The sequence below is a fragment of the Nostoc sp. DedQUE05 genome, from assembly GCF_034530955.1.
Classification (GTDB): Bacteria; Cyanobacteriota; Cyanobacteriia; order Cyanobacteriales; family Nostocaceae; genus Nostoc.
On record NZ_JAVRCB010000020.1, the window covers coordinates 38,403 to 59,111 of the forward strand.

13 protein-coding genes and 2 pseudogenes are annotated in these 20,709 nt (G+C 39.0%); 4 read left to right on the forward strand and 11 right to left on the reverse strand.

Translation table 11 applies throughout. The annotated features are described in order from the left end of the window. Positions 1–77 precede the first annotated feature (77 nt). The 3 genes from RMZ42_RS16660 (at position 78) to RMZ42_RS16670 (ending at position 3,360) form a co-directional block, all read left to right on the forward strand. A complete protein-coding gene (locus tag RMZ42_RS16660) occupies positions 78–2,072 on the forward strand; it encodes a glycosyltransferase (protein WP_322672421.1) in 1,995 nt (664 codons plus the stop codon). Between the two features lie 174 nt (positions 2,073–2,246). Continuing rightward, complete coding sequence (locus tag RMZ42_RS16665) at positions 2,247–2,960, forward strand: PIG-L deacetylase family protein (RefSeq protein ID WP_322672422.1); 714 nt, start codon at positions 2,247–2,249, stop codon at positions 2,958–2,960. Positions 2,961–3,033: 73 nt separating this feature from the next. After that, positions 3,034–3,360, forward strand: a complete 327-nt coding sequence (locus RMZ42_RS16670; protein ID WP_322672423.1) for an STAS domain-containing protein — start codon at positions 3,034–3,036, stop codon at positions 3,358–3,360. A 42-nt stretch (positions 3,361–3,402) separates the two neighbouring features. Here RMZ42_RS16670 and RMZ42_RS16675 read toward each other — a convergent pair whose 3' ends face one another. Next, on the reverse strand, positions 3,403–4,590 hold the full coding sequence (locus tag RMZ42_RS16675) for a SpoIIE family protein phosphatase (protein WP_322672424.1): 1,188 nt from the start codon (positions 4,588–4,590) through the stop codon (positions 3,403–3,405). 150 nt (positions 4,591–4,740) lie between these two features. Between RMZ42_RS16675 and RMZ42_RS16680 the strand changes: the two genes are divergently transcribed. Then, positions 4,741–5,169, forward strand: a complete 429-nt coding sequence (locus RMZ42_RS16680) for an anti-sigma regulatory factor (RefSeq protein WP_322672425.1) — start codon at positions 4,741–4,743, stop codon at positions 5,167–5,169. A gap of 20 nt (positions 5,170–5,189) precedes the next feature. Here the strand turns inward: RMZ42_RS16680 and RMZ42_RS16685 are convergent. From RMZ42_RS16685 to RMZ42_RS16725, 10 genes and pseudogenes are all read right to left on the reverse strand, one after another. Next, positions 5,190–6,863: pseudogene (locus RMZ42_RS16685) on the reverse strand (ATP-binding protein); the annotation flags it as partial. A 12-nt stretch (positions 6,864–6,875) separates the two neighbouring features. Next, a pseudogene (locus RMZ42_RS34725) lies at positions 6,876–7,643 on the reverse strand (PAS domain-containing protein); the annotation flags it as partial. A gap of 5 nt (positions 7,644–7,648) precedes the next feature. Then, a complete protein-coding gene (locus tag RMZ42_RS16690) occupies positions 7,649–8,173 on the reverse strand; it encodes a Rab family GTPase (protein WP_322672427.1) in 525 nt (174 codons plus the stop codon). Positions 8,174–8,223: 50 nt separating this feature from the next. Continuing rightward, a complete protein-coding gene (locus RMZ42_RS16695) occupies positions 8,224–10,404 on the reverse strand; it encodes an OmpA family protein (protein ID WP_322672428.1) in 2,181 nt (726 codons plus the stop codon). Positions 10,405–10,529: 125 nt separating this feature from the next. Beyond that, complete coding sequence (locus RMZ42_RS16700; protein ID WP_322672429.1) at positions 10,530–11,165, reverse strand: hypothetical protein; 636 nt, start codon at positions 11,163–11,165, stop codon at positions 10,530–10,532. A gap of 231 nt (positions 11,166–11,396) precedes the next feature. Beyond that, complete coding sequence (locus tag RMZ42_RS16705; RefSeq protein ID WP_322672430.1) at positions 11,397–16,109, reverse strand: response regulator; 4,713 nt, start codon at positions 16,107–16,109, stop codon at positions 11,397–11,399. 228 nt (positions 16,110–16,337) lie between these two features. Further along, the gene (locus RMZ42_RS16710; RefSeq protein ID WP_322672431.1) at positions 16,338–17,687 is read right to left on the reverse strand and encodes a hypothetical protein; all 1,350 of its coding nucleotides are present in this window, start codon (positions 17,685–17,687) and stop codon (positions 16,338–16,340) included. A 592-nt stretch (positions 17,688–18,279) separates the two neighbouring features. Next, positions 18,280–18,492 (reverse strand): CopG family transcriptional regulator, encoded by a 213-nt coding sequence (locus RMZ42_RS16715; protein ID WP_094351406.1) that lies wholly within the window; start codon positions 18,490–18,492, stop codon positions 18,280–18,282. 56 nt (positions 18,493–18,548) lie between these two features. Next, on the reverse strand, positions 18,549–19,223 hold the full coding sequence (locus tag RMZ42_RS16720) for a response regulator transcription factor (RefSeq protein ID WP_322672432.1): 675 nt from the start codon (positions 19,221–19,223) through the stop codon (positions 18,549–18,551). Continuing rightward, a complete protein-coding gene (locus tag RMZ42_RS16725; protein ID WP_322672433.1) occupies positions 19,220–20,644 on the reverse strand; it encodes a HAMP domain-containing sensor histidine kinase in 1,425 nt (474 codons plus the stop codon). The genes RMZ42_RS16720 and RMZ42_RS16725 overlap by 4 nt, the downstream gene beginning before the upstream one ends. Positions 20,645–20,709 lie beyond the last annotated feature (65 nt).

A 20,709-nucleotide genomic window follows, 5' to 3' on the forward strand; every position in this document is an offset into this window, starting at 1 on the left:
AAATTTGTTAGTCGCAAATTTAACTAGGGAATACTTATGTTGATGAGGATGCAGATACATTAACTATTGGTACTAAGATGGCTTCAGTTTCTCTAACAAACTTTCCTGGTAACAGCCGCTCATTACTCAAAAAAAGAACGCTGTTATTTCGTTATTTAGCAGAAATCAATTTAATTTTTGGTATCTGGTATTTGCAATGGCGCGTCACCCATTCGATCAATTTTGATGCCCTCTGGATTTCTATTCCTTTGCTGATAGCCGAGATTTACAGTTATTTCGGTGGCGTCATGTTTGTAATTGGGTTGTGGCGACCTTTAGTCAGACAAATTAAGTCTCTCGACCAGATGACCCCACCTATACCCAGAGCCGACTGGCCAACAGTGGATGTATTTGTAACCTGCTACAATGAGCCGCCGGAAATTGTCGAAAAAACTGCCAAAGCTGCCTTAGCAATGGATTATCCGCCCATCAAGTTACGCGTTTATGTGCTGGATGATGGGAACTCGGCTGAGATGCGAGCGATGACAGAAAGATTGTGTATTGAAGATTTGCAGTCCCCACAATTACAGCTAGAAGCGGAACGGATTGATGCAGAACATGCTGGATTGTTAGAGCGTTTGAAGCAACTGGAAAATCTGACACCTAATACTCAAGCTGCCGAACAATGGCTGCAAACATCATCAGAATCAGTGGTGAACCAGCCTGCGGTTGGATTTGTGCAAAGTTTGCGATCGCTGATTCTTTGGCTACCTTCGACTCATCAAAGTATTAGCGATTCTCTGACAAAGACGCTACGCGATCGCCTCATTATAGAACGGAAAGCTTTAGAAGAAGCTATTTATAAAAAAGAACTAGAACTAGTTGATCTGGCTCGTTTTCGTTACATTGCTCGTCCGAAGACGCCTGGTGTTGCACATCATGCCAAAGCAGGCAACATCAATTATGCAATTTTTTCTGGAGAAACGTCAGGAAATTTTATTGTTACTCTAGATGCTGACCACATTCCCAAGCGAAATTTTCTCAAGCGAGTTCTGCCTTATTTCTACACCTATAATCTTTTAAACGGAAAATACGACCAGAATCAAATTGCTTTTGTACAGACCCGCCAGGATTTTTACAATATTCCTCCAGGCGATCCTTTTGGACATCGAGCAAATTTATTTTATGGGCCACTTCAACAAGGCAAAGATGGCATGAATGCTGCGTTTTATACAGGTACAAATGCGATTCTCAGACGTGAGGCATTAGTTAGTGTAGGACTGCAAAATTTTGCTGATGATTTTGCTAAAGATGAAAAACGTTTAGATGAATTTGATTTAGTTGGTGGGGTATCCAGTAATAGCATTACGGAAGATATGAATACAGCCATGCGTCTGCATAGTGCTGGCTGGAAATCTATTTATCACAATGAACTTTTGGCAGAAGGTTTAGCACCAGACGATCTCAGTTCTACTCTTAAACAGCGGTTACGCTGGGCACAAGGAACTATCCAAGTGCTAGTGAGGGAAAATCCTCTAACCAAATCAGGGCTAACGTTTTGGCAAAGGTTGCAATATTTCAAGACGATGTATAGTTATTTCTCTGGTTTTGCAACTCTGGTTTTTATTTCTTGTCCAATTATCTATTTTTTTACGGACATTGTTCCAGTTAGAAGCTACGGGTCTGACTTTGCCATACATTTTTTTCCAGCTTTTATTATTAACCGTCTGACTTTCCTTACAGCTACTTGGGGCATTCCAGCTAGAGAAGTATGGCGTTCTGAACAATATGCGATCGCTTTATTCCCCTTATTAATCCAAGCTGTATGGAGTGTGTTCACAGGACAAAAACTCAATTTTCAAGTCACACCTAAGCAGCGACAATCCGGGATTTATCTCCAGCTTGTTTGGCCGCAGTTGGTTGTTTTTATCCTTACCATTTTGGGGATGTTATGGAGCCTTTACCAATTCGCTATTGGCCATTTAAATAATCCTGATGTTCACCTGCTCAATAGTGCATGGGGTATTTATAATTTATTACTTTTGTGGGCGATCGTCCGCGCATCTGTTTGGCAGCCTCCAAAAGAGGTTTAAAAGTTAAGTAATACCATTTTGGATTTTAGATTTTAGATTTTGGATTGTGAAATCTCCATTGGATAAGTGTTTCAGTTTTCCATCTGTCGCAATCATTTTTCAAATTGGTATAAGAGGAGTGAGCAGAAGGAAGATGACTACTGACTTATAAATCCAGCCTAGAAAAAAACAGCTATGAACACTGATTCAGACTCAAAAAATTTTGGTCAGCGAACTGTCTTAACAATTTATGCTCATGCTGATGATGAAGTTCTACCTGCTGCTGGTACTCTCAGTCTGATGTCCAAAGCAGGATGGAATGTTCGTTGCTTAATTTTGACTGATGGTGGTCTTTCTAGTTCGCCTGTTAAGGGTACACGTCATCAAGAAGCAGATGCAGCTGGCAAAATCATCGGTGCAACTTACGAGTTTCATGCACTTGAGGAGTGCAATTTCTCCACACAAGTAGTGATTAAAGTTACTGAAGAAGCTCTTGGGCGTTGGCAACCGGATCTGATTATTACTCACGCACCACAACCTGAAAAATATGGGCATAGAGATCATGAAGTGTGTGCGATCGCAGTTTCTAATGTTGCTACCCGCAAAAATATACCCTTGTGGTATTCAGCACCACCTGTTTTTTTGCGCGGTTTTGAACCCAACTTTTTTGTGGATATCACCTCTGTAATTGAGGAAAAAGTTGCAGCGATCGGTTGTTATGAATCAGAGTTAAATAAAGCATTTATGCAACTTGATGCCATACTTGTTCTGTCTCGCTTCTGGGCACGTGAGTTAGGTCAAAAAGACGGCTATTTTGAAGCTTTTGAAATTTCTCGGCAATGGGTTGATGCTAGCTTTTTTATGGCAATCGCAAATAATAGTCATCAAAAAGTATTAAAACAAAACTAATTGTAGATTTTCTCTATTGCAGTTTGCCTTAATTCAATGCCAAAATATAACTACATAATAAGGTAACAAAACCATGAATTTGAGTGTGAAAGTCCTAGAAATATCGGGAATTTTAGATGGTATTAGAGGTAACGAACTACGTCGCGAAGTTAGCGGTATGCTGGCAAATGGCGCTGATATTTTGTTAATCGATATGAAAGAAGTAAAGTTTATTGATAGCTCTGGTTTAGGTGCTTTAGTATCAGCAATGCAAATGGTACGAGCTGCTAAAGCTAAACTGTTTGTTTGTTCGATCAGCGATCAAGTCAGGATGTTATTTGAACTGACGAAAATGGATAGAATTTTTCAAACTTTTGCTGATAAAGATGACTTTTATCGTCAAGTATTAGCAACACAATAAGCTGTGAAGCAATCCAAATTTAAGTATGTATAGCTGACTATTTTAACCAAAGTTAACTTTTACTAAAGATAAGTCATCATCAAGATTATCTTGAGTACTTAAGGTGAGAATCTTTGTTAAGAGTTGATTGAGGTTGCAGGTATTTCCAGTAGATTTACTTAATAAGTCAATGAATGCATCGATTCCCCAAATTTTACCATCTGGCTGATTAATTTCATAAGCACCATCACTAAAAATGTATAAAGTGCTGTTTTCTTCAACCTGAAAAACAGCATCCTCAAATTTAACTTCAGGCAAAAAACCAATTGGTAAATCTAAAGAAGTTAGCTGTTTAACTTCAATATTGTTTGTGGAGGTATTAGATAACAGTAAAGCTGGGGGATGTCCGGCGTTGGCATAAACGAGTTGACGTTTCAGGCGGTGATAAACTCCATACCAGATTGTAAAGTATTTATCACCGTGCTTACTCATTTGGAAAGCATGATTGAGAGCTTTTAGGACTTCACTTGGTTGACAAAAGTTAGTGTTTGGTAGAGATTGCGATCGCAAAACATTCTGTACGGATACCGATAGGAGGGCAGAACCCACCCCATGACCTGATACATCTAATAAATAAATTGCCAAATGATCCTCGTCAATCCAATAATGGTCGAAGCAATCGCCTCCTAGCTGCGCTGAGGGAATAAACAGATTTTCTGTAGTTACTGCTCCTACAAGCGGTGAGGGTAAAAGCGATCGCACATAATCAGCGGCCTCAGCCAATTCGGCTTCCAAAATTTGCTTTTGAGTTTGCAAATCCTGATTGAGTGTCTCCAAAGCTTGCTTTTGACTTTGCAAATCCTGATTTAGCTGGTGTAACCTTAGTCCTGCTCTTACCCGTGCTTTCAATTCATTCATCTCTATTGGTTTGGAGATAAACTCATCCGCTCCAGCATCAAGTCCTCTAACTCTATCTTCTTCCTCTCCTCGAGCTGCTCCCCTAGCTGTCAATAGAATAAAAAAAGTAGTTGCCAATTCTGGATCTGTTCTAATTCGACGACACACTTCTAACCCATCTACCTGTGACATCATCCAATCACAGATAATCAGGGCAGGATGTAGCAGTTGTGCTTGGATAATTCCTTCTTCACCATTGCTAGCTACAGTAGTCTCATAACCCTGCCTTTGGAGTGTGCTTTTCAGTACTGCTCGCACTGTCGGGTCATCATCAATAACTAGAATTTTAAACATAAATTACAGTTTACTAAGTAAAATGATTGATAAATAGTTGCTTTAATTTAAGTTATATGCAATTTAGTTTTTAATGTATAGTAAAAATACTCAAATTAAATAATCTAATTAACGAATATGATGATTCCACGATATTTTATTAGTTAAGAAGTGAATAATAAAATTTATCTCCAAGTCAACACAGATTTGACAGTTTCACCTCAAGTTTTGTCTTGGTTCGAGCAGATGAATCAACCACCTATTCCCGATCAAGAAATTTGGTGGCAATGTCAAACACTGATGATGGAAGGCTTTACTAACATTGTCGAACATGCCCACAAAAACTTACCTATTGAAACTCCAATTGAGATGGAAGCTGTGCGGTTAGATGAATACATAGAAATTCGCATCTGGTCTCAAGGCGAACCATTTGACTTAGAACAGCAATTGCGCCAAACATCTGAATTTGAGGATAACAATCGAGAGCGCGGCCGGGGTTTAAAAATTATGTCCGCCATTGCCGACAAATTGAGTTATGAGCCGACAGTAGATAATCGTTACTGTTTATTTATTAGTAAATCTTATAAAAAATGTCTATGATTGCAGTAGGGAGATCGTGACTACTGACTGATGATTAAAAACTCTTGGATGCGTTTAATAAAATCTTCTAACTCTACAATTAAGTTAATAGTACCTCGACGCTCTTGATTGCTCGCTAATTGTTCTAGTTTTTCTGCTGCCAGATACATAGTTGTAACTCCCATATTGGCACTAGAACCTTTAATTTGATGGACTTGGAGCGCTATTTGCTCAAAGTCATAATCTGCGATCGCTATTTTAATGACTTCTAGACGAGGTTGAATATCTTCAACAAATATTTGTAGTAGTTCTAATTCAAATTCTGGGTTATTTTCTGAAAGTTGATGCAATCGTTCCCAATCAATTGGGAGTTCAACTGAACCAACATTTGTTGTCGAAACTGTCTGCTTTGTGGCAGCTGTTTCTTTTGCCTTGAATATTACATTTCCCCAATACTCTAACGTCGCAGCCAAAGTTTCTTTCATCACCGGTTTGCTCAAATAGTCGTCCATTCCAGCATCTAAACACATTTGTTTGTCTTGTTTCATTGCATTAGCTGTCATTGCAATTACTACAGGACGACGACCACTAGCAAAGCTGCTTTCTTGCCAACGATGAATTTGTTTTGTGGTTTCTAAACCGTCGAGAATCGGCATTTGACAATCCATCAGAATTAAATCATAAGGAATCTTTTCTAATAGTTGCAACGCTTCTTTTCCATTATTAGCAACATCAGCACTATAGCCTATATTTTTGAGTTGCTTCAAGGCTATTTTCTGATTCACTAGATTATCTTCAGTTAAAAGAATTCTTAATTTATATAAATCAGGAGACGGGGAAGAAGGGGACGCAAAGACGCTCTTATGCGGAGATAATAAGAATAATTTCTGACTTTTGAGAGCCAGTTGCTCCATATGTGAAGACTCGATCGCTTTTGGGATCTCTTGTTGGGAGAAGACCACACTGGCTCCTGCTGACTCCTCTGGAATAACAGAAGCGGCAATCGTAAAGTAAAATGTACTACCTGCATTAAATTCACTTTCAACCCAAATTCTGCCACCCATTAACTCGCACAGTTGCTTACAGATAGCAAGACCTAAGCCAGTACCGCCATACTGTCGAGTAATGGAGGAGTTAACTTGACTGAAAGCTTTAAATAAACGCTCTAAGCGATCGCGTGGAATTCCAATGCCTGTATCTTTAATACTAAACTGAATTTCGTCAGGATTTGCAGCAGAAGAATGATTGATATCGCTATTATTGCGGATTATAACTGAAACTTCTATACTTCCAGTTTCGGTAAATTTAATCGCATTACTGATTAAATTAATCAAGACTTGGCGCAGTCTGGTGATATCTCCCACAATCATAGTAGGAAGTTGAGGACTATCTAAAAATGTGAGTTTTAAACCTTTTTCTCTAGCTGTAGGTGCAAGTAAATAAAAAGCCTCATGAATGCAATTTCGCAAAGCAAAAGGTTCCTCTTCGAGTTCTAAGTTACCCGATTGGATTTTGGAGAAGTCAAGGAAATCGTTAATAATTTTAAGTAAGGAATTTCCACTGGTGTAAATGGTTTCAACAAAATCTTGCTGTTCAGCAGTCAATTCAGTATATTGCAACAAACCAGCCATACCAATTACCGATGCGATCGGAGTCCGAACTTCATGGCTAATCATTGCTAAGAATTCCTGTTTAGCAAGTTCTGCCTGCTTTCGTTCAGTCATATCTCGCAAAATGTAAACATAACCTTGAAAATGTTCAATTTGTGTCTTGACAATTGAGGATGAAAAAGCTATAGGAATTGTTTTACCACTTTTGGTATAACAAACGGTTTCTACTTCTTTTACTAAAAAATTTATGTCTTGACTGTGGGATATATCAATATCATCAATTATCAATGGATATTTATTGGCTTCTTCAATAACTTTTGCGATCGGTTGACCGATGAGTTCTATTTCGTTGTATTGCAATAAGATTTGTGCGGCATAATTCATTTTTTTGATCTCGCCTGATAGCGTTGTCACTAACAAGGCATCCGCCATTGATGTCACAATTTGGTCAATGTATTGTTTAGAAGCCTTTAAGTTACGTAATAAAAGATTTGCTTCATTTGCACCTTGAAATAAAGATTGTTCAAGCACCATCCGTTCTGTCGCATCTTCGACAACAATGGTTAGTCGATTCCTAGAATGGTCTTCTTGGAGATTATTAGTAATACAAATGTCAATATATAAAGGAGAAGGCGTATCTGGCGATCGCATAATTCCTTTTAATTCAAAATTATCTTGTTCTCCCTGGAGAATTGCATCAAAAACATCTTCCAGTCCCTCTAATTCTGGAAACACAATCCGAACATCCTGACCTAGCTTTACTTCATTAGGAAGCTCGGCAAAATGATTTAATCCCAAAGACATCTCTATAATTTTGAAGTTTTCATCAATTATCAAATATTCAATGCCACATACAGCTAATAGGTTTGTAAAAAATGAATTCATTTTAATTAAATTAAACGAGTGGCTAAAGCTTGAAATATTTTATCAACATTATTACCAGTTTTAGCTGAGGTTACATAAGTGTCTAATATATTAGCTTGATTAGTAAATTGATGCATTTCCCGAATTTTTTCTAAATATTCGGCTGCAATCATATCTGATTTGTTCAGTGCAACAACAATATAGCTGTTAGGATTAACAGCTAAAAAAGTTTGAATATGCTCTTGGATATGATTGAGGGTTTCTGCTTGTGTCACATCACCGACTATCACAGCACCTTTAGAACCTTGAAAATAATTTTTAGCAACTGCTTTAAACTTATTACTACCTTCAATATCCCAAATGATTAACTGTAAATTTGGTTCAACAAGTAGCTCTTGTTTTGAAACAGTAACCAATTTACGAGAGATTTTTACTCCTACAGTTGAAAGGTATTCATCACTAAACTGACACTCTACAAATTGCCGAATCAGACTAGTTTTACCAACACCAAAGTCACCAAATAAGCATACTTTTTTAGAGATTGTAGACATAATTTAAGGAAAGTAGAGAATGTTTTATTAAAATCATAACTACTATAAACTTAAAATTGCTTGTTTATCGCTTCTAGAGCGACACAACGACTTAACCACAAAGGTTGAGTTTCATCAATTCCTGGTGGTAAATTTGTCCTACCAATGACCTGTAGGCGAGATGGCTTGATGCCTAATTTAATCAGTGCTTGTTGTACAGCCTTTGCTCGCGCCAGTGCCAATTTTTGAGATTTGTTCGCGCCAGTACGGTCACTATAACCAATGATTTTTAAATGCTTATTTGGGTGCTGTTCTAGGAAAAACTTGACCTGTTGAACCTTGTACGCTAAATCTACTCTCATTAAATTAGCTGAGTTGGGTTGAAAGTAAAATCGAACTTCAATCTGTGGGGGTTCTACTCGCACCGCACTAGACACAGATTTTACGCCGGGAATTTGCGCAAATGCATTCGCAATAATCTGAGCATCTGCAATTTGGTTGACAGTTCCTTCAACAGCTACTTTACCAGCGATATATTGAGCGGAAATTGCTATATCGTTAGTCTGATTTAAAACTGCTGTAACTCGTTTGACTTCAGCAGCAGCTAATACGGGATCTGCTGGTACTTCTACTAATAAAATTTGATTGTCAATCAACCAATTAGGAGAGGTGATTTTAACAGTTTGCTCGGCTTTCTGGCGAAGAAGTTGATTAGGTAATCTTCCTGTTAGTTTTATTTTGTTGTGTTCTACTTGTACAGTAAGCCGATATACGGCTAGTTCTGGAACAGAAGTTAGAGCCAACGAAGTTTGATTTTCAATGGAATGTATAATTGCACTACGGTATTGCCAAATACCCCAAGGAATGAAAATGGTACTTATAACTGTTAAGATTAATAGCTGTAGTGGCGAGATTTTCGCTTTATTTTTATCCTGAATATCTGAATTCTTTAGCTTTTCTAGAAGTCTATGAATTTCAATAGGAATTAAATCAGGATCGCCGTCAAATTTTTCAATTAGATTACCATAACTTTTAACAATTTTGCTGAATGCTTGCCGCATTTTCCAAATAAAGTTTTTGCTTGGTTCTCCTCGCACAACAATCGCTAAATAACAGTATCCGGCAACTTCTAAAATTATTTTGGATGTTCCATATTCAATTGCATCTAATTCTGTTATGCTCCCAGATTGATTGATACAATCATTGGCAAAGCTACGAATTGCTGTCAGCATTCCTGCTACCATTTCAGCCTCTAGTTGCTCTACATGAGAGTGCTGAATATCTGAGATAACTAAACCAGATGTTTTATGAATCAAGAAAATGGCTTGAATTGTAAATGGCAGAGCTTCTTTAAGAATTAATTCTGCTTCCGAAACTCCCTGGAGCTTGGCACGAATTTTACGTTTAATACCTTCAACGCTGAGGGTTTCTTCAACTTGTCGGTTAATGGCACGGATTGTCTCTGCCATATATTTGGCTATAGTACTACCAATAATTGGGTAGAGTGCATCCACGACAATATTCTGTTCAATTTCAATTTGCTTTTTTATAGCTCGTCCCATTGCCGGAGCGATCGCATCTGAAACTTCTTCTGGAGCTATAATAATTTGCTGGGAAATAGCTAGAGGAATTACAGGTGCGATCGCTGTACTCATACTAACTTTATTTTGTTCAGTGCGACTGCGGATAGTCTCATCAATGATCGGAGCGATTATTTGAACAATTTCCTCTCTTGACTCTGTAATCTTCAGCTTTAAAAGTTCAGAAATCCACGGTAGTAATAGATTTATTAACTCTTTAGGGTCATAAATTTGATGCTCTATTTTTGTTAATTTTTGTTCCAACTTATCGGTAATATTGTTTATTTCTGTTAGTTCATATCCGACTAATATCTCCCGTAATTTTTGCAATGCATCTTCTGAGTTGTCTAATTTTTCCTCAAATTCTGTAAATATTTCAATAGATTCTTCTAATTCTTCTTGATTAGTTTGTGAGTAATTAGATATATCTTGAGGAAAATTAAAATCCGATTCTAAATAAGCTTCACATACTTCTAATGTTACTGGAGGAAGTTGCAGCAATTCAATTTCTTCTGGAATATACTCATTACTATTATCAGTTTCTGATGGTAATAAAGGAGATTGCTCAGGGGATTCGATAATTTTGAGATCGATAAGCAAATGCAGCAAATTGTCAAGCTGCACAGCTGTTTCTGACTTCAACTCAACAGATTGAGAAACCGAATTTTCCACCTGAGTTATCCTTTTTAGAGTGCTGAGTTAGAGTTTGTGAGTTAGAGGTTATGAGTTTGGAGTCATTATCTCCTTCATATCTCTTTACTTTCTGACTTGATTATGAATTTAATTCTGCTGTACTGTTAGAGTGAGTTAACACTTACTTTTGATAACTTTGTAGTTTCTAAAAGCGGTACAGCAGTATATTCATCGCTGCGTTCATTGGCTGCTTCTCGCAATTTAGGAATAAATTCAGTTTCTTTCAGACGCATTCCCAAGGCAAACAAAGTTTCAGCCATATCGTCTTTAGAAACTTTCGTATCTGTCAGCTGTGAGAAGCGCCGATCTATTTCTTCTAAAATCAGATCCCGTAATGCCGTAACATCATCTTGTAATTGGACTTTAGTTTGAAAGATTTCATCTCGAATCGAGGTAGTTTGGCTATCTAAGGTTTCATCAAGCGACTGAACGCTGCTAGAGAACTTTTTATTAAGTCTATCAACCTGTTGCCGTAAGTCAAGAGTTTCTTCTTGAGTTGCGAGGTTCAGTGATTTCAGCTTTTTATCCAGCGACTCAAATCCCGCTTTTAGTTCGGCTGAAAAGTTGGACTTGAGTTGCTCAACATGCAATCGTGTCTGTTGTTGCAGGAGAGATACATCTGACTCCAGCTTGCTAAATCGATTTTCGTACTCTCTTAGCTGGGTTCCAAGAATAATATCGCGGATCTGATCGATATTACCAAGTCTTTCTCGTACATCGTCTCTACTCATCTGACTCATTAGGAAAACCTCACTTTTTGGGAATCAATTGGGAATAATAGATAGATGATGTATTTAACTGATATTTAGGCTAAAAATTCTTAGCTTATGATGCAGCTAACTCACCGAATATACTTTGTTATTATTCCCAATCGGTTAGAATTTCTATCTTTAAAATAGAAAATTAATAATGAGGAATGTAAAATAAGTGTTTTTTATAAGTTACTCAGAAAAAGCGATCCAGTGAATTTATTAAGAAATATTATTATTTAAGGTTGTGGCGTTACTATCTTGACAATTCAAAAAATCTTGGATGCGTTTAATAAAGTCTTCTAACTCTACGATTAAGTTACTAGAACCTCGACGCTCTTGGTTATGAGCTAGTTGTTCTAGTTTTTCTGCTGCCAGATGCATGGTTGTAATTCCCATATTGGCACTAGAACCTTTAATTTGATGACCTTGGAGTATTATTTGCTCAAAGTCATGAGATGCGATCGCTATTTTAATTAACTCTAGACGAGGTTGAATATCCTCAACAAATATTTGCAGTAGTTCCAATTCAAATTCTGGGTTGTTTTCTGAGAGTTGGTGCAAACGTTCCCAATCAATTGGGAGGTTAACTGCACCGACATCTGTTGTCGAAACTGTTTGTTCTATGGCAGTTGTTTCTTTTGCCTCGAATATCACATTTCCCCAACGCTCTAGTGCTGCCGCCAATTTTTCTTTGATTACTGGCTTGCTCAAATAGTCATCCATTCCGGCATTTAGACACATTTGCTGGTCTTCTTTCATGGCATTAGCTGTCATTGCAATTACCACCGGACGATAACCACTAGCAAAGTCGCTTTCTTGCCAACGATGAATTTCTTTTGTGGTTTCTAAACCATCAAGAACTGGCATTTGGCAATCCATCAGAATTAAATCGTAGGGAATTTTTTCTAATAGCTGCAAAACTTCTTTCCCATTACCAGCAACATCAGCACTATAACCCAGACTTTGGAGTTGCTTCAAAGCAACTTTCTGATTCACCAAATTATCTTCAGCTAAGAGAATTCTTAATTTGTGGTAGTTAGGAGAATAATAGTTGCGGTTGTTTTCAGAATTTTTCAGTTTTAAATCCTGACTTCTGACTTCTAACTCCTGAATTATGACTTCTGTCTCCTCTTCTGGCTGCGTTCCTAAAATAGTCATCATGGTATCGAGGAGTCGGGACGGCTTAATCGGTTTGACTAAATAAGCCGCAAATCCTATTTTTAGCGCTCGTTGGATTTCATCGCGTTGATTAGTAGAGGTAAGCATAATTAAAGGTAGCCCAGCGATCGCTGAATTTGCTTTAATTTGTTCTCCTAAAGTCATGCCATCTATTTTTGGCATCTGCATATCAATCACAGCTATGTCATAGAAATTTTTTTGCTTGGCGGCTTCTTGAATAGCTTTGAGGGCAGTAGTAGCCGAGGCTGCTTGATCCACCAGCATTCCCCAACGAGTAGCTTGATGGTAGATAATTTTGCGATTAGTAGCATTATCATCCACCACTAACAAGCGGCGATTGAGCAAAAGTTCGCGTTCGCCTTCTAAAGAAATAGGGTCGAGTTGCTTGGCGAGAGTTACTTCAAACCAAAACTTAGATCCTTTCCCCAAGCGACTTTCTACGCCCATTTCTCCTCCCATCAAGCTTACCAGTTGCTTACAGATGGCTAATCCCAAACCTGTACCGCCATATTTGCGGGTGGTGGAAGCATCTACTTGGGTAAATGGCTTAAAGAGTTTGGATTGATCTTCAGGGGTAATGCCAAGACCGGTATCTACGATCGCAAAATAGATGGTGGCTGTAGTCAAGGAAAGCGTACGCAATTCTGCTCGTAATACTACCTCTCCCTTGCTGGTGAACTTGATTGCATTGCTAATCAGGTTCATAAGAATTTGTCGCAAGCGGCCGGCATCGCCTTGGAGGTGGGTGGGGACGTTGCTGTAAATTAATCCTGCAATTTCTAATCCCTTATCATGGGCTGAGGGAGCCAATAATTCCAATACTTCTTCTACACAGGTAGATAAGTCAAAATCTAGAGTTTCTAGTGCCATTTCCCCAGCTTCTAGTTTGGAAAGATCCAAAATTTCGTTGATTAGGCTTAAGAGAGCATCGCCACTAATACGAATTGTCTCCATAAAATCTCGCTGCTCGGAATTTAGGGGAGTTTCTAACATTAAGCTTGTCATCCCCAATACAGCATTCATGGGAGTCCGAATTTCATGACTCATGTTGGCCAAAAAGGCACTTTTGGTTTGAGAGGCTAATTCAGCTTGGTGACGAGCAATTTCGAGTTCTCGTCGTTGTTGAGTTTCTGCATCTAACATTTGGGCTTGGGCTAAGGCAATACCTACTTGATCGGCTATTTGGCGTAAAAGATGAGTTTCAAAGCTAGACCATTGGCGGGAACTGCCGCACTGATGGACAATCAGCAAACCGCAGAGTTCTTCTTTGACAAGAATGGGTATGACTAAATTACACTGGACTCCAAATTGTTGCAGTAATTCGAGATGATTTTTTTGGACTTCAGCTATATCCAAGTCAGCAAGTCCCAGATTCGGTTTTTGACGGTACTGTTGTAGATAGTACTGCTGGATGTATTCAGCTTGAAAGTAAGCATTGACTAGCTGTTTCTCTTTAATTGCTAGCCAGCCAGAAATTACTGCCTCAACCACGGTAGCTCCAGAGCCATCAGCCAAAGGCTGATAAATCAAAACTCGATCGCTATGGAGAATTTTTTGAACCTCGGTGACAGTAATTTGGAGAATTTCTTTGATTTGCAAAGACTGACGAATTTTGAGGGTAATTTCAGTAAATAGTTGCGATCGCAAGTTTTGGCGTTGGAGTTGTTCTTCTGCCTGCTTGCGCTCAATAAACTGCCCTACTTGCTCGCCAATCAAATTCATGACTTTTGCCAAATCTGGGTCAGCTTGCTGGATTTTATGGCTAAAGCAGGTAATCACACCGATGATTTTTTTACCACTACAGATCGGAAAACCGAAAGCTCCGTGCAGTTCTGCTTCGGCAGCGATTTGAGAGCGGATAAAATTCCGATCTTTAACGACATCAGCGATCCAAACAGGTTCAAGACTAGCCCAGACACGGCCAGGCAGCCCAATTCCTGGTGCAAATGTAATCAGCCGACTGAGGATGTCAAACTCTTGCATCTCAAAGGAGATTTTATACCATGAATTTAGCAAAGACAGTAGATTTGCTCGCCCATCTACTATCCAAAATTCACTAAAATCCCATCCCAAACTTTCGCAAATTCCTTGCAAGATTTGGGGCATGGCTTCGTTGATTGTGGCTGACTCTGCTAAGATCCGGGTTGTAACATACTCTGCTTTCAAATGCTGTTCAGTTCGTTGGCGTAAGCGAAGTTCTTCAAAGACATCGCTGATGTCAATACCTGTAGCAACAATGTATTCAACGTGCCCCTCATAGTCTTTCAAGGTAGTGTTAGTCCAAGAAATGAGCCGCCGGCTGCCATCCTTAGTTACCCAATAGTTTTCGTATTCTTTGGGCGCTTCACCAGATCGCAACTGCTCAAAAACTGCTTTCACCAGCTCTACCTGTTCGGGAAGTAGAAATAGGTTCCAGAAATGCCTTCCTTTCACCTCATCAAATGAGTAACCAGTAATTTGTTCGCAAGCTTGATTGAAGCGAACGATTTGCCCTTTCGTGTCAAGAACTATTACTAAAGCGCTGGTTGTATTCAGGACTGCTGAGATAAAGTTGCGCTCTTGATTCAGTGTTTCCTCTGTTAATTTCCGCTCTTTTCCTTCACGGTAAATAAAGTAGTAGACTATAGCCAGAATCAAAAAACTTAGACAAATTGCGATCGCCAGTGTCAAAACTGTGTTGTTAGCACTGGCTTTTGCAGCTTGTGACTGTTGTTGAAGCAACCTTCTATCCTGATTTTCTATCTCATGAACGATCTTGCGGATATCATCCATGAGATGTTTTCCTTGATTTGTCTGGATTACCTGCAACGCCGCCTCAAATCCCTGATTTTGACGCAGGTATATAGTCTGCTTAAGTATGGTAAGTTTTGCAGCTATCAGAGATTCAAGAGTTGCGAACTGCTTTTGTTGGTTAGGTTGATCTGCAATTAAATCCTTCAGTTTTACAATTTTGCGATCGATGTTTCCAATTACTGCTTGATAAGGTTCTAGATAACTTTCTTGTCCAGTGAGGATGTAACCGCGTTGTCCAGTCTCAGCATCTTTCATCTCAGACAGTAATTCTTCTAGTTGATTGATTTTCTCTTGGGTTATTTGTACTTGCTTATTCGTATCAATCAATATATGTGTGTTTTGATAAGAAATCACGCCAATCAAAACTAAAACTGCCGATGCTAACCCAAACCCTCCAGCTATCCTTTGAAAAAATTGTTTGCGTGTCTTCTGGGACTGTTTGCGTGTATCACTTGCCAATACCAAACTTGCTAAATTGCGGCGCATTTCTAATTGCTTAATTACCTGGCGACCAATAATTCGTAATGCTTCAACTTGTTCTGGAGAGAGGTTTCTTGGTACACGATCGATTACACAAAGTGTTCCTAGTGCATATCCTTCAGGGTTAGTTAGCGGTACTCCAGCATAAAACCGAATATTTGGGTCAGAGGTGACAAGGGGGTTTGTTGCAAACCTTTCGTCAGCTGTTGCATTAGGTACAACAAAAACTTCAGGTTGCAGAATAGCATGGGCGCAGAATGCCAAATCACGGGGTGTTTGTAGGGCATCCAAACCGACTTTTGACTTGAACCACTGACGATTAGTATCAATTAAGCTGATTAAGGCAATGGGAGTTCCACAAATATATGAGGCTAAACGGGTGAGGTCGTCAAAGGCTGCTTCCGAAGGAGTGTCGAGTATTTTATACTGCAAAAGAGATTCAATTCGCTGTGTTTCGTTATCAGGTAATGGTGCTTTCATTCTCCAGCCTTATACCATTTTGGATTTTAAAAACAGAATTCAGAATGATGAATTCAGAATCCAGGAGTTAGAAATTAGAAGTTAGAAATTAGAAGTTAGAATTAAAAATACTTTAATAGTCAAAGTTTGTAACTTTCAAAAAATCAAAAAATCAAAAATATATAGAGCTTGATTCTATATTCATTCTGAATTCTGACTCCTGAATTCTGACTCCTGAATTCTTTTTTGTTAAAATTTGACCCGCAACTGTCCTGTGAAGGAATTACCACCGTAGGCGCTTCCACCGGTTTCTTGATTGCGGACATTACTAAAGCTATAGCCCAAGTCTGCTTCTATACTGGGCGACAGTTTTACCGTACAGCGCGTTTGATAGGTATTGGCGTTGTCAAATTCTCCTTTAAGTCGCTGCCGTCCTAAATTGGCAGCGAGGCGACAGCGTAAGAAATTAGCAATATCTCCTTCCCAAGCTACCTCACCGTTGTAAACTAGGAAATCTGGTGGAGAAAAATAACCGCTTGTGCGTTCTAAATCGCGATCGTAACTCCAAGTAAATAAGTTAGCTGCCAAAGAAAATTGTCCGAACTTGCGCTCTAACCTACTAAAAGATTGCACCTCGGAATTACCATCGTTATAATTACCCAAACGCAATGACGAAAACAAGCTGGTATTACGGTCAATCTGCCAGTATAAATCAGGGCCAAATCGCCAAGCAGTAATTTGATTGTCTAAAGTTCGAGCGTTAGATTTATAAGGCCCTTGTTCTAAATTACCTGATATTATTGCTGCCGATAGCAATCGACCTGATGACGAAACTCGCGGCGACGAAATGGGAGCATCCACTTTAACATTGAGATTGATCGCTGTGGGTAAACGATTGAACACATCGACTCCGGCTGCTGTTTGTAGAGTTAGTTGTCCAATTTTTCCTTGCCATCCAACTTGCAAAGGAAAATTGGTAATTGATTCAACACCGCGTTGCTCAAAGAAGTTAAAACCTGTCTTGAAAAATATTTTATTGCCATTTCTCAATCGAAACTGAGCTGTTGGTTCTAGGAAAAAATTTGTTTGGCCAAAGTTGTCTGTCTCATAGTGATAGTCTGTATCAATACTTTCCAAAACTGCATCCGGCGTTTTTGCTTCAGTGGCAGTTGTTGGCGGACTAGAATTCTGCTGCGGTGGTTCGGGTAGCGATCGCGGACTAGAATTCTGCTGCGGTGGTTCGGGTAGCGATCGCGGACTAGAATTTTGCTGCGGTGGTTCGGGTAGCGATGGTGGTAATCGCAAATCAGGATTGAAGTTTTCCGGTGCCGCCAGCAAAATAGGTGTTGGTTTTAATCGATAGGGGAGTGGTTTTGAGTATTGTGCTGACTCAGAATTTACTGTGGTGACTTGCTCAGTCAATCCTAAAGGTGATTTCCAGGTCTGATGTGCTTGGGCTGCTTGTAATTTAGCTTCTGATAATATCCAAATACCTACGCTACAGATTACTCCCAATTGAATCTGTAGGCATCCCAAAAGAAATACAGCGTACAAACTATATCGAGAAACAAAGAGATAAGGTCTTAAACTATATACCATCGGTTAATACTATATTTGTAAATGCAAAACTTGCTGCCAAATAGTTTTCTGGCTGCTAGCTGATGTATTCGGGCTGGAATTATGATGCCCATAATCGATGCTTGTTAAGACATAAGAAAGGCAAAAAGCGTAAAGGCATTAATTTGGCGGGATATAGAAGTTCCCAGGTGCAGAAAGTACATATCAAAACCCCACCCCCAACGCCTCTCCTTGGTGAAAAGAGGGGTTGGGGGTGAGGTTAAGCTGTAGCTGATTCTGATTAGGAAACGCTAGACATCTTGCAAAATTTACTTTTGCAAGATGTTGGGGAAAGATTAAAGGGAAAGGGAAAATTCCATCCTTTCCCCTTTAGAGGATGTCTGAAAAGTTTTTTTTGAATACATCTAACCCTTGGAGATCCCCCTAAATCCCCCTTAATAAGGGGGACTTTAAGACTCTTATTCCCCCCTTTTTTAAGGGGAGCCAGCGCGGTCTTGGGGGTTTCCCCCATGAGCGACTGGCGTGGGCTAGGGGGGATCAAGAAATATTTGATACTTCTCAGACATCCTCTTACCCCACTTCTGCAATAAGTCTGCTATATTCGAGTCGATAGTTAGTGTGATTTTGACGAACTGCCAACAGTGATTTTTGAGTCTGCTGTTCCCATCTCAGAGTTTTCAGCATTGTCAACCTCAAGACTTCGGAGCAATTCTCGAATTACATCTGTTGCTGGTCTTCCTGTGAGAGTACAGTATTGTTCAAGTTTCTTCATTTCCTCGGTTGTGAGATTTACTGTCAGTCGTTTAACCGCCCATTTTTTCTTCATAATTTTCTTTTATCTTGAATATGTTGCTTTTTCTCGAAATCACCAAGTCATTACGATTACTCCCGTAGTGCATAGCCTACACCACGGACTGTATGAATCAAACGTCTTTCATTATTTTCTTCTAACTTGAGTCGCAAATAACGAATATATACTTCAATAATATTAGAATCACCCATGAAATCGTAACCCCAAACTTTCTCTAAAATTTGATCTCTAGTAAATACTTGACGAGGATGTGAAAGGAGATATTCTAATAAGTCAAATTCTTTTGCTGTTAACTGAATGCTTCGTTTTTCCCGAAATACTTCACGAGTGCGCCGATTTAAGCTTAAATCTTCAAATTGCAACAAATCCTCGTCTGTTTCTTGCGTGCGCCGGAGATGAGCGCGAATTCTAGCTAATAGTTCCTCAATGCTGAAGGGCTTAACTACATAATCATCGGCTCCTGCATCTAATCCGGCGACGCGAGCGCTAACTTCATCTTTTGCTGTCAACAAAATCACTGGTACTGTACTACCTGTTGTTCGCAAACGCCGACAAATTTCTAAACCCGTCAACCCTGGAAGCATCCAATCCAGAATTGCTAAATCTGGTGAGGAGTCTCGCGCCAGAGTCAAGCCTGCAATGCCATCATGAGCAACACTTACTCGGTATCCTTCGCTATTAAGCTCTAATTCGACAAATCGCGCCAGTTTGACTTCATCTTCCACCAAAAGGATATGTGCTGTCATATATATATAGGTAAACTGATTGTAAACATACTCCCTTCTCTTAACTTTGATTCCACACTGACACTACCCCCCATCCCTTCTACAAGTGTCTTAACAATCGATAAGCCCAAACCACAACCACCAGTATTATGAGAACGAGATTCATCTACACGATAAAATCTCTCAAATATCCGTGCTTGCTGTTGCAAAGGAATGCCATAACCTTTGTCACAAACTTGAATAATAGCCCGATCTTGAAGCCGAGCTAACTTAAAAATTATGGGTGTGTCAGCGTCAGAATACTTAATGGCATTATCAATTAAATTTAATAATACTTGTTTAAAGCGACTATAATCTGCTTTGATCTCAATTGGATAAATTTCTGATTCGATTGTAATTGTGCGATCGCTATATTTTTTTGCCATCATGACAACTTCTTCAACCAAGTCATTCAGCACATAAGATTTCATTTGAAAATATAAGTAACCACTATCTGCACGTGCTAGATCGAGTAAATCTTGTAGTAGGCGGATAGTGCGTTCAGCTTCCGATGCCGCAGTTTCTAAAGCTTCTTGTTGAGTTTGGGTTAAGTTATTCTGCCTTCGCAAGACGCTTTGCAAATAACCATGTACAATCGTTAAAGGTGTGCGTAATTCATGGGAAACATTACTCACAAATTCTCGCTCTTGCTCCCATGATTGAGAAAGGCGCGATAACAGCATGGTTAAAGTTTGAGCTAATTCTTTAACTTCACTGGGTGCATTATCAAGATATAGCTGTGCTTGTCCTAAATCTTCAGCGGAAATCACAGAAGCCATTTGATTTAGCTGGCGCAAAGGTTGCAGAGAACGCTTAATGTAGAATGCGATCGCAGCAGTTAAAACAATAATTGCCAAAGCACTAGTAATACCTAAACTCTGCACCATTACGATAAACATTTTCTGTTCGCGGGTAATATCCTTGACTACAAATAACTCACCCAATAACTTACCCTGCACTTGCACAGAACTACCACATAAAACAAAATAGCTTTGGTTTACTTTGTAAACTTGTGGTTTAATCGGCATCTTTGTCAGAGTCATTAACTCAGCTATCGTAGCATCAGATAATAAATCCAAAGTGGTAGATTTTGCCAAAATTTTATTATTAGGACTTTTTAGCCATAATAATATGTTAGTATTTGCTAAATTATTAATAGCCTTTTGCAACCCAGTTTCAGGTTGCATCATTTCACTATAAATTTGCACATCTTGCGGCAAACGCTTGGCAATTTCTTCTATATTATATTTATGACTATCAACTAAAATTTGTTGCATTTTCCAACTAGTCCATGTAGCGAGGCTACCTAATACCAAAGCTGAAAATGATGCAATACCAACCGTGAGGCGTGACTGCAAGGAAAATGGATCTATATTTATCCTAACTTTTATGATTTGCTTCACTGTTCCGGTTGCATTTTAGGTGTTTAATAAATCTTAAAAAATAAAATCAAACTGCTAAATGTGAG

Bases quoted from the DNA above. Each gene is read 5' to 3' on its own strand.
- RMZ42_RS16660 (WP_322672421.1), top strand. From the start codon at position 78: ATGGCTTCAGTTTCTCTAACAAACTTTCCTGGTAACAGCCGCTCATTA.
- RMZ42_RS16665 (WP_322672422.1), top strand. From the start codon at position 2,247: ATGAACACTGATTCAGACTCAAAAAATTTTGGTCAGCGAACTGTCTTA.
- RMZ42_RS16670 (WP_322672423.1), top strand. From the start codon at position 3,034: ATGAATTTGAGTGTGAAAGTCCTAGAAATATCGGGAATTTTAGATGGT.
- RMZ42_RS16675 (WP_322672424.1), bottom strand. From the start codon at position 4,590: ATGTTTAAAATTCTAGTTATTGATGATGACCCGACAGTGCGAGCAGTA.
- RMZ42_RS16690 (WP_322672427.1), bottom strand. From the start codon at position 8,173: ATGTCTACAATCTCTAAAAAAGTATGCTTATTTGGTGACTTTGGTGTT.
- RMZ42_RS16700 (WP_322672429.1), bottom strand. From the start codon at position 11,165: ATGAGTCAGATGAGTAGAGACGATGTACGAGAAAGACTTGGTAATATC.
- RMZ42_RS16705 (WP_322672430.1), bottom strand. From the start codon at position 16,109: ATGAAAGCACCATTACCTGATAACGAAACACAGCGAATTGAATCTCTT.
- RMZ42_RS16710 (WP_322672431.1), bottom strand. From the start codon at position 17,687: ATGGTATATAGTTTAAGACCTTATCTCTTTGTTTCTCGATATAGTTTG.
- RMZ42_RS16715 (WP_094351406.1), bottom strand. From the start codon at position 18,492: ATGAAGAAAAAATGGGCGGTTAAACGACTGACAGTAAATCTCACAACC.
- RMZ42_RS16720 (WP_322672432.1), bottom strand. From the start codon at position 19,223: ATGACAGCACATATCCTTTTGGTGGAAGATGAAGTCAAACTGGCGCGA.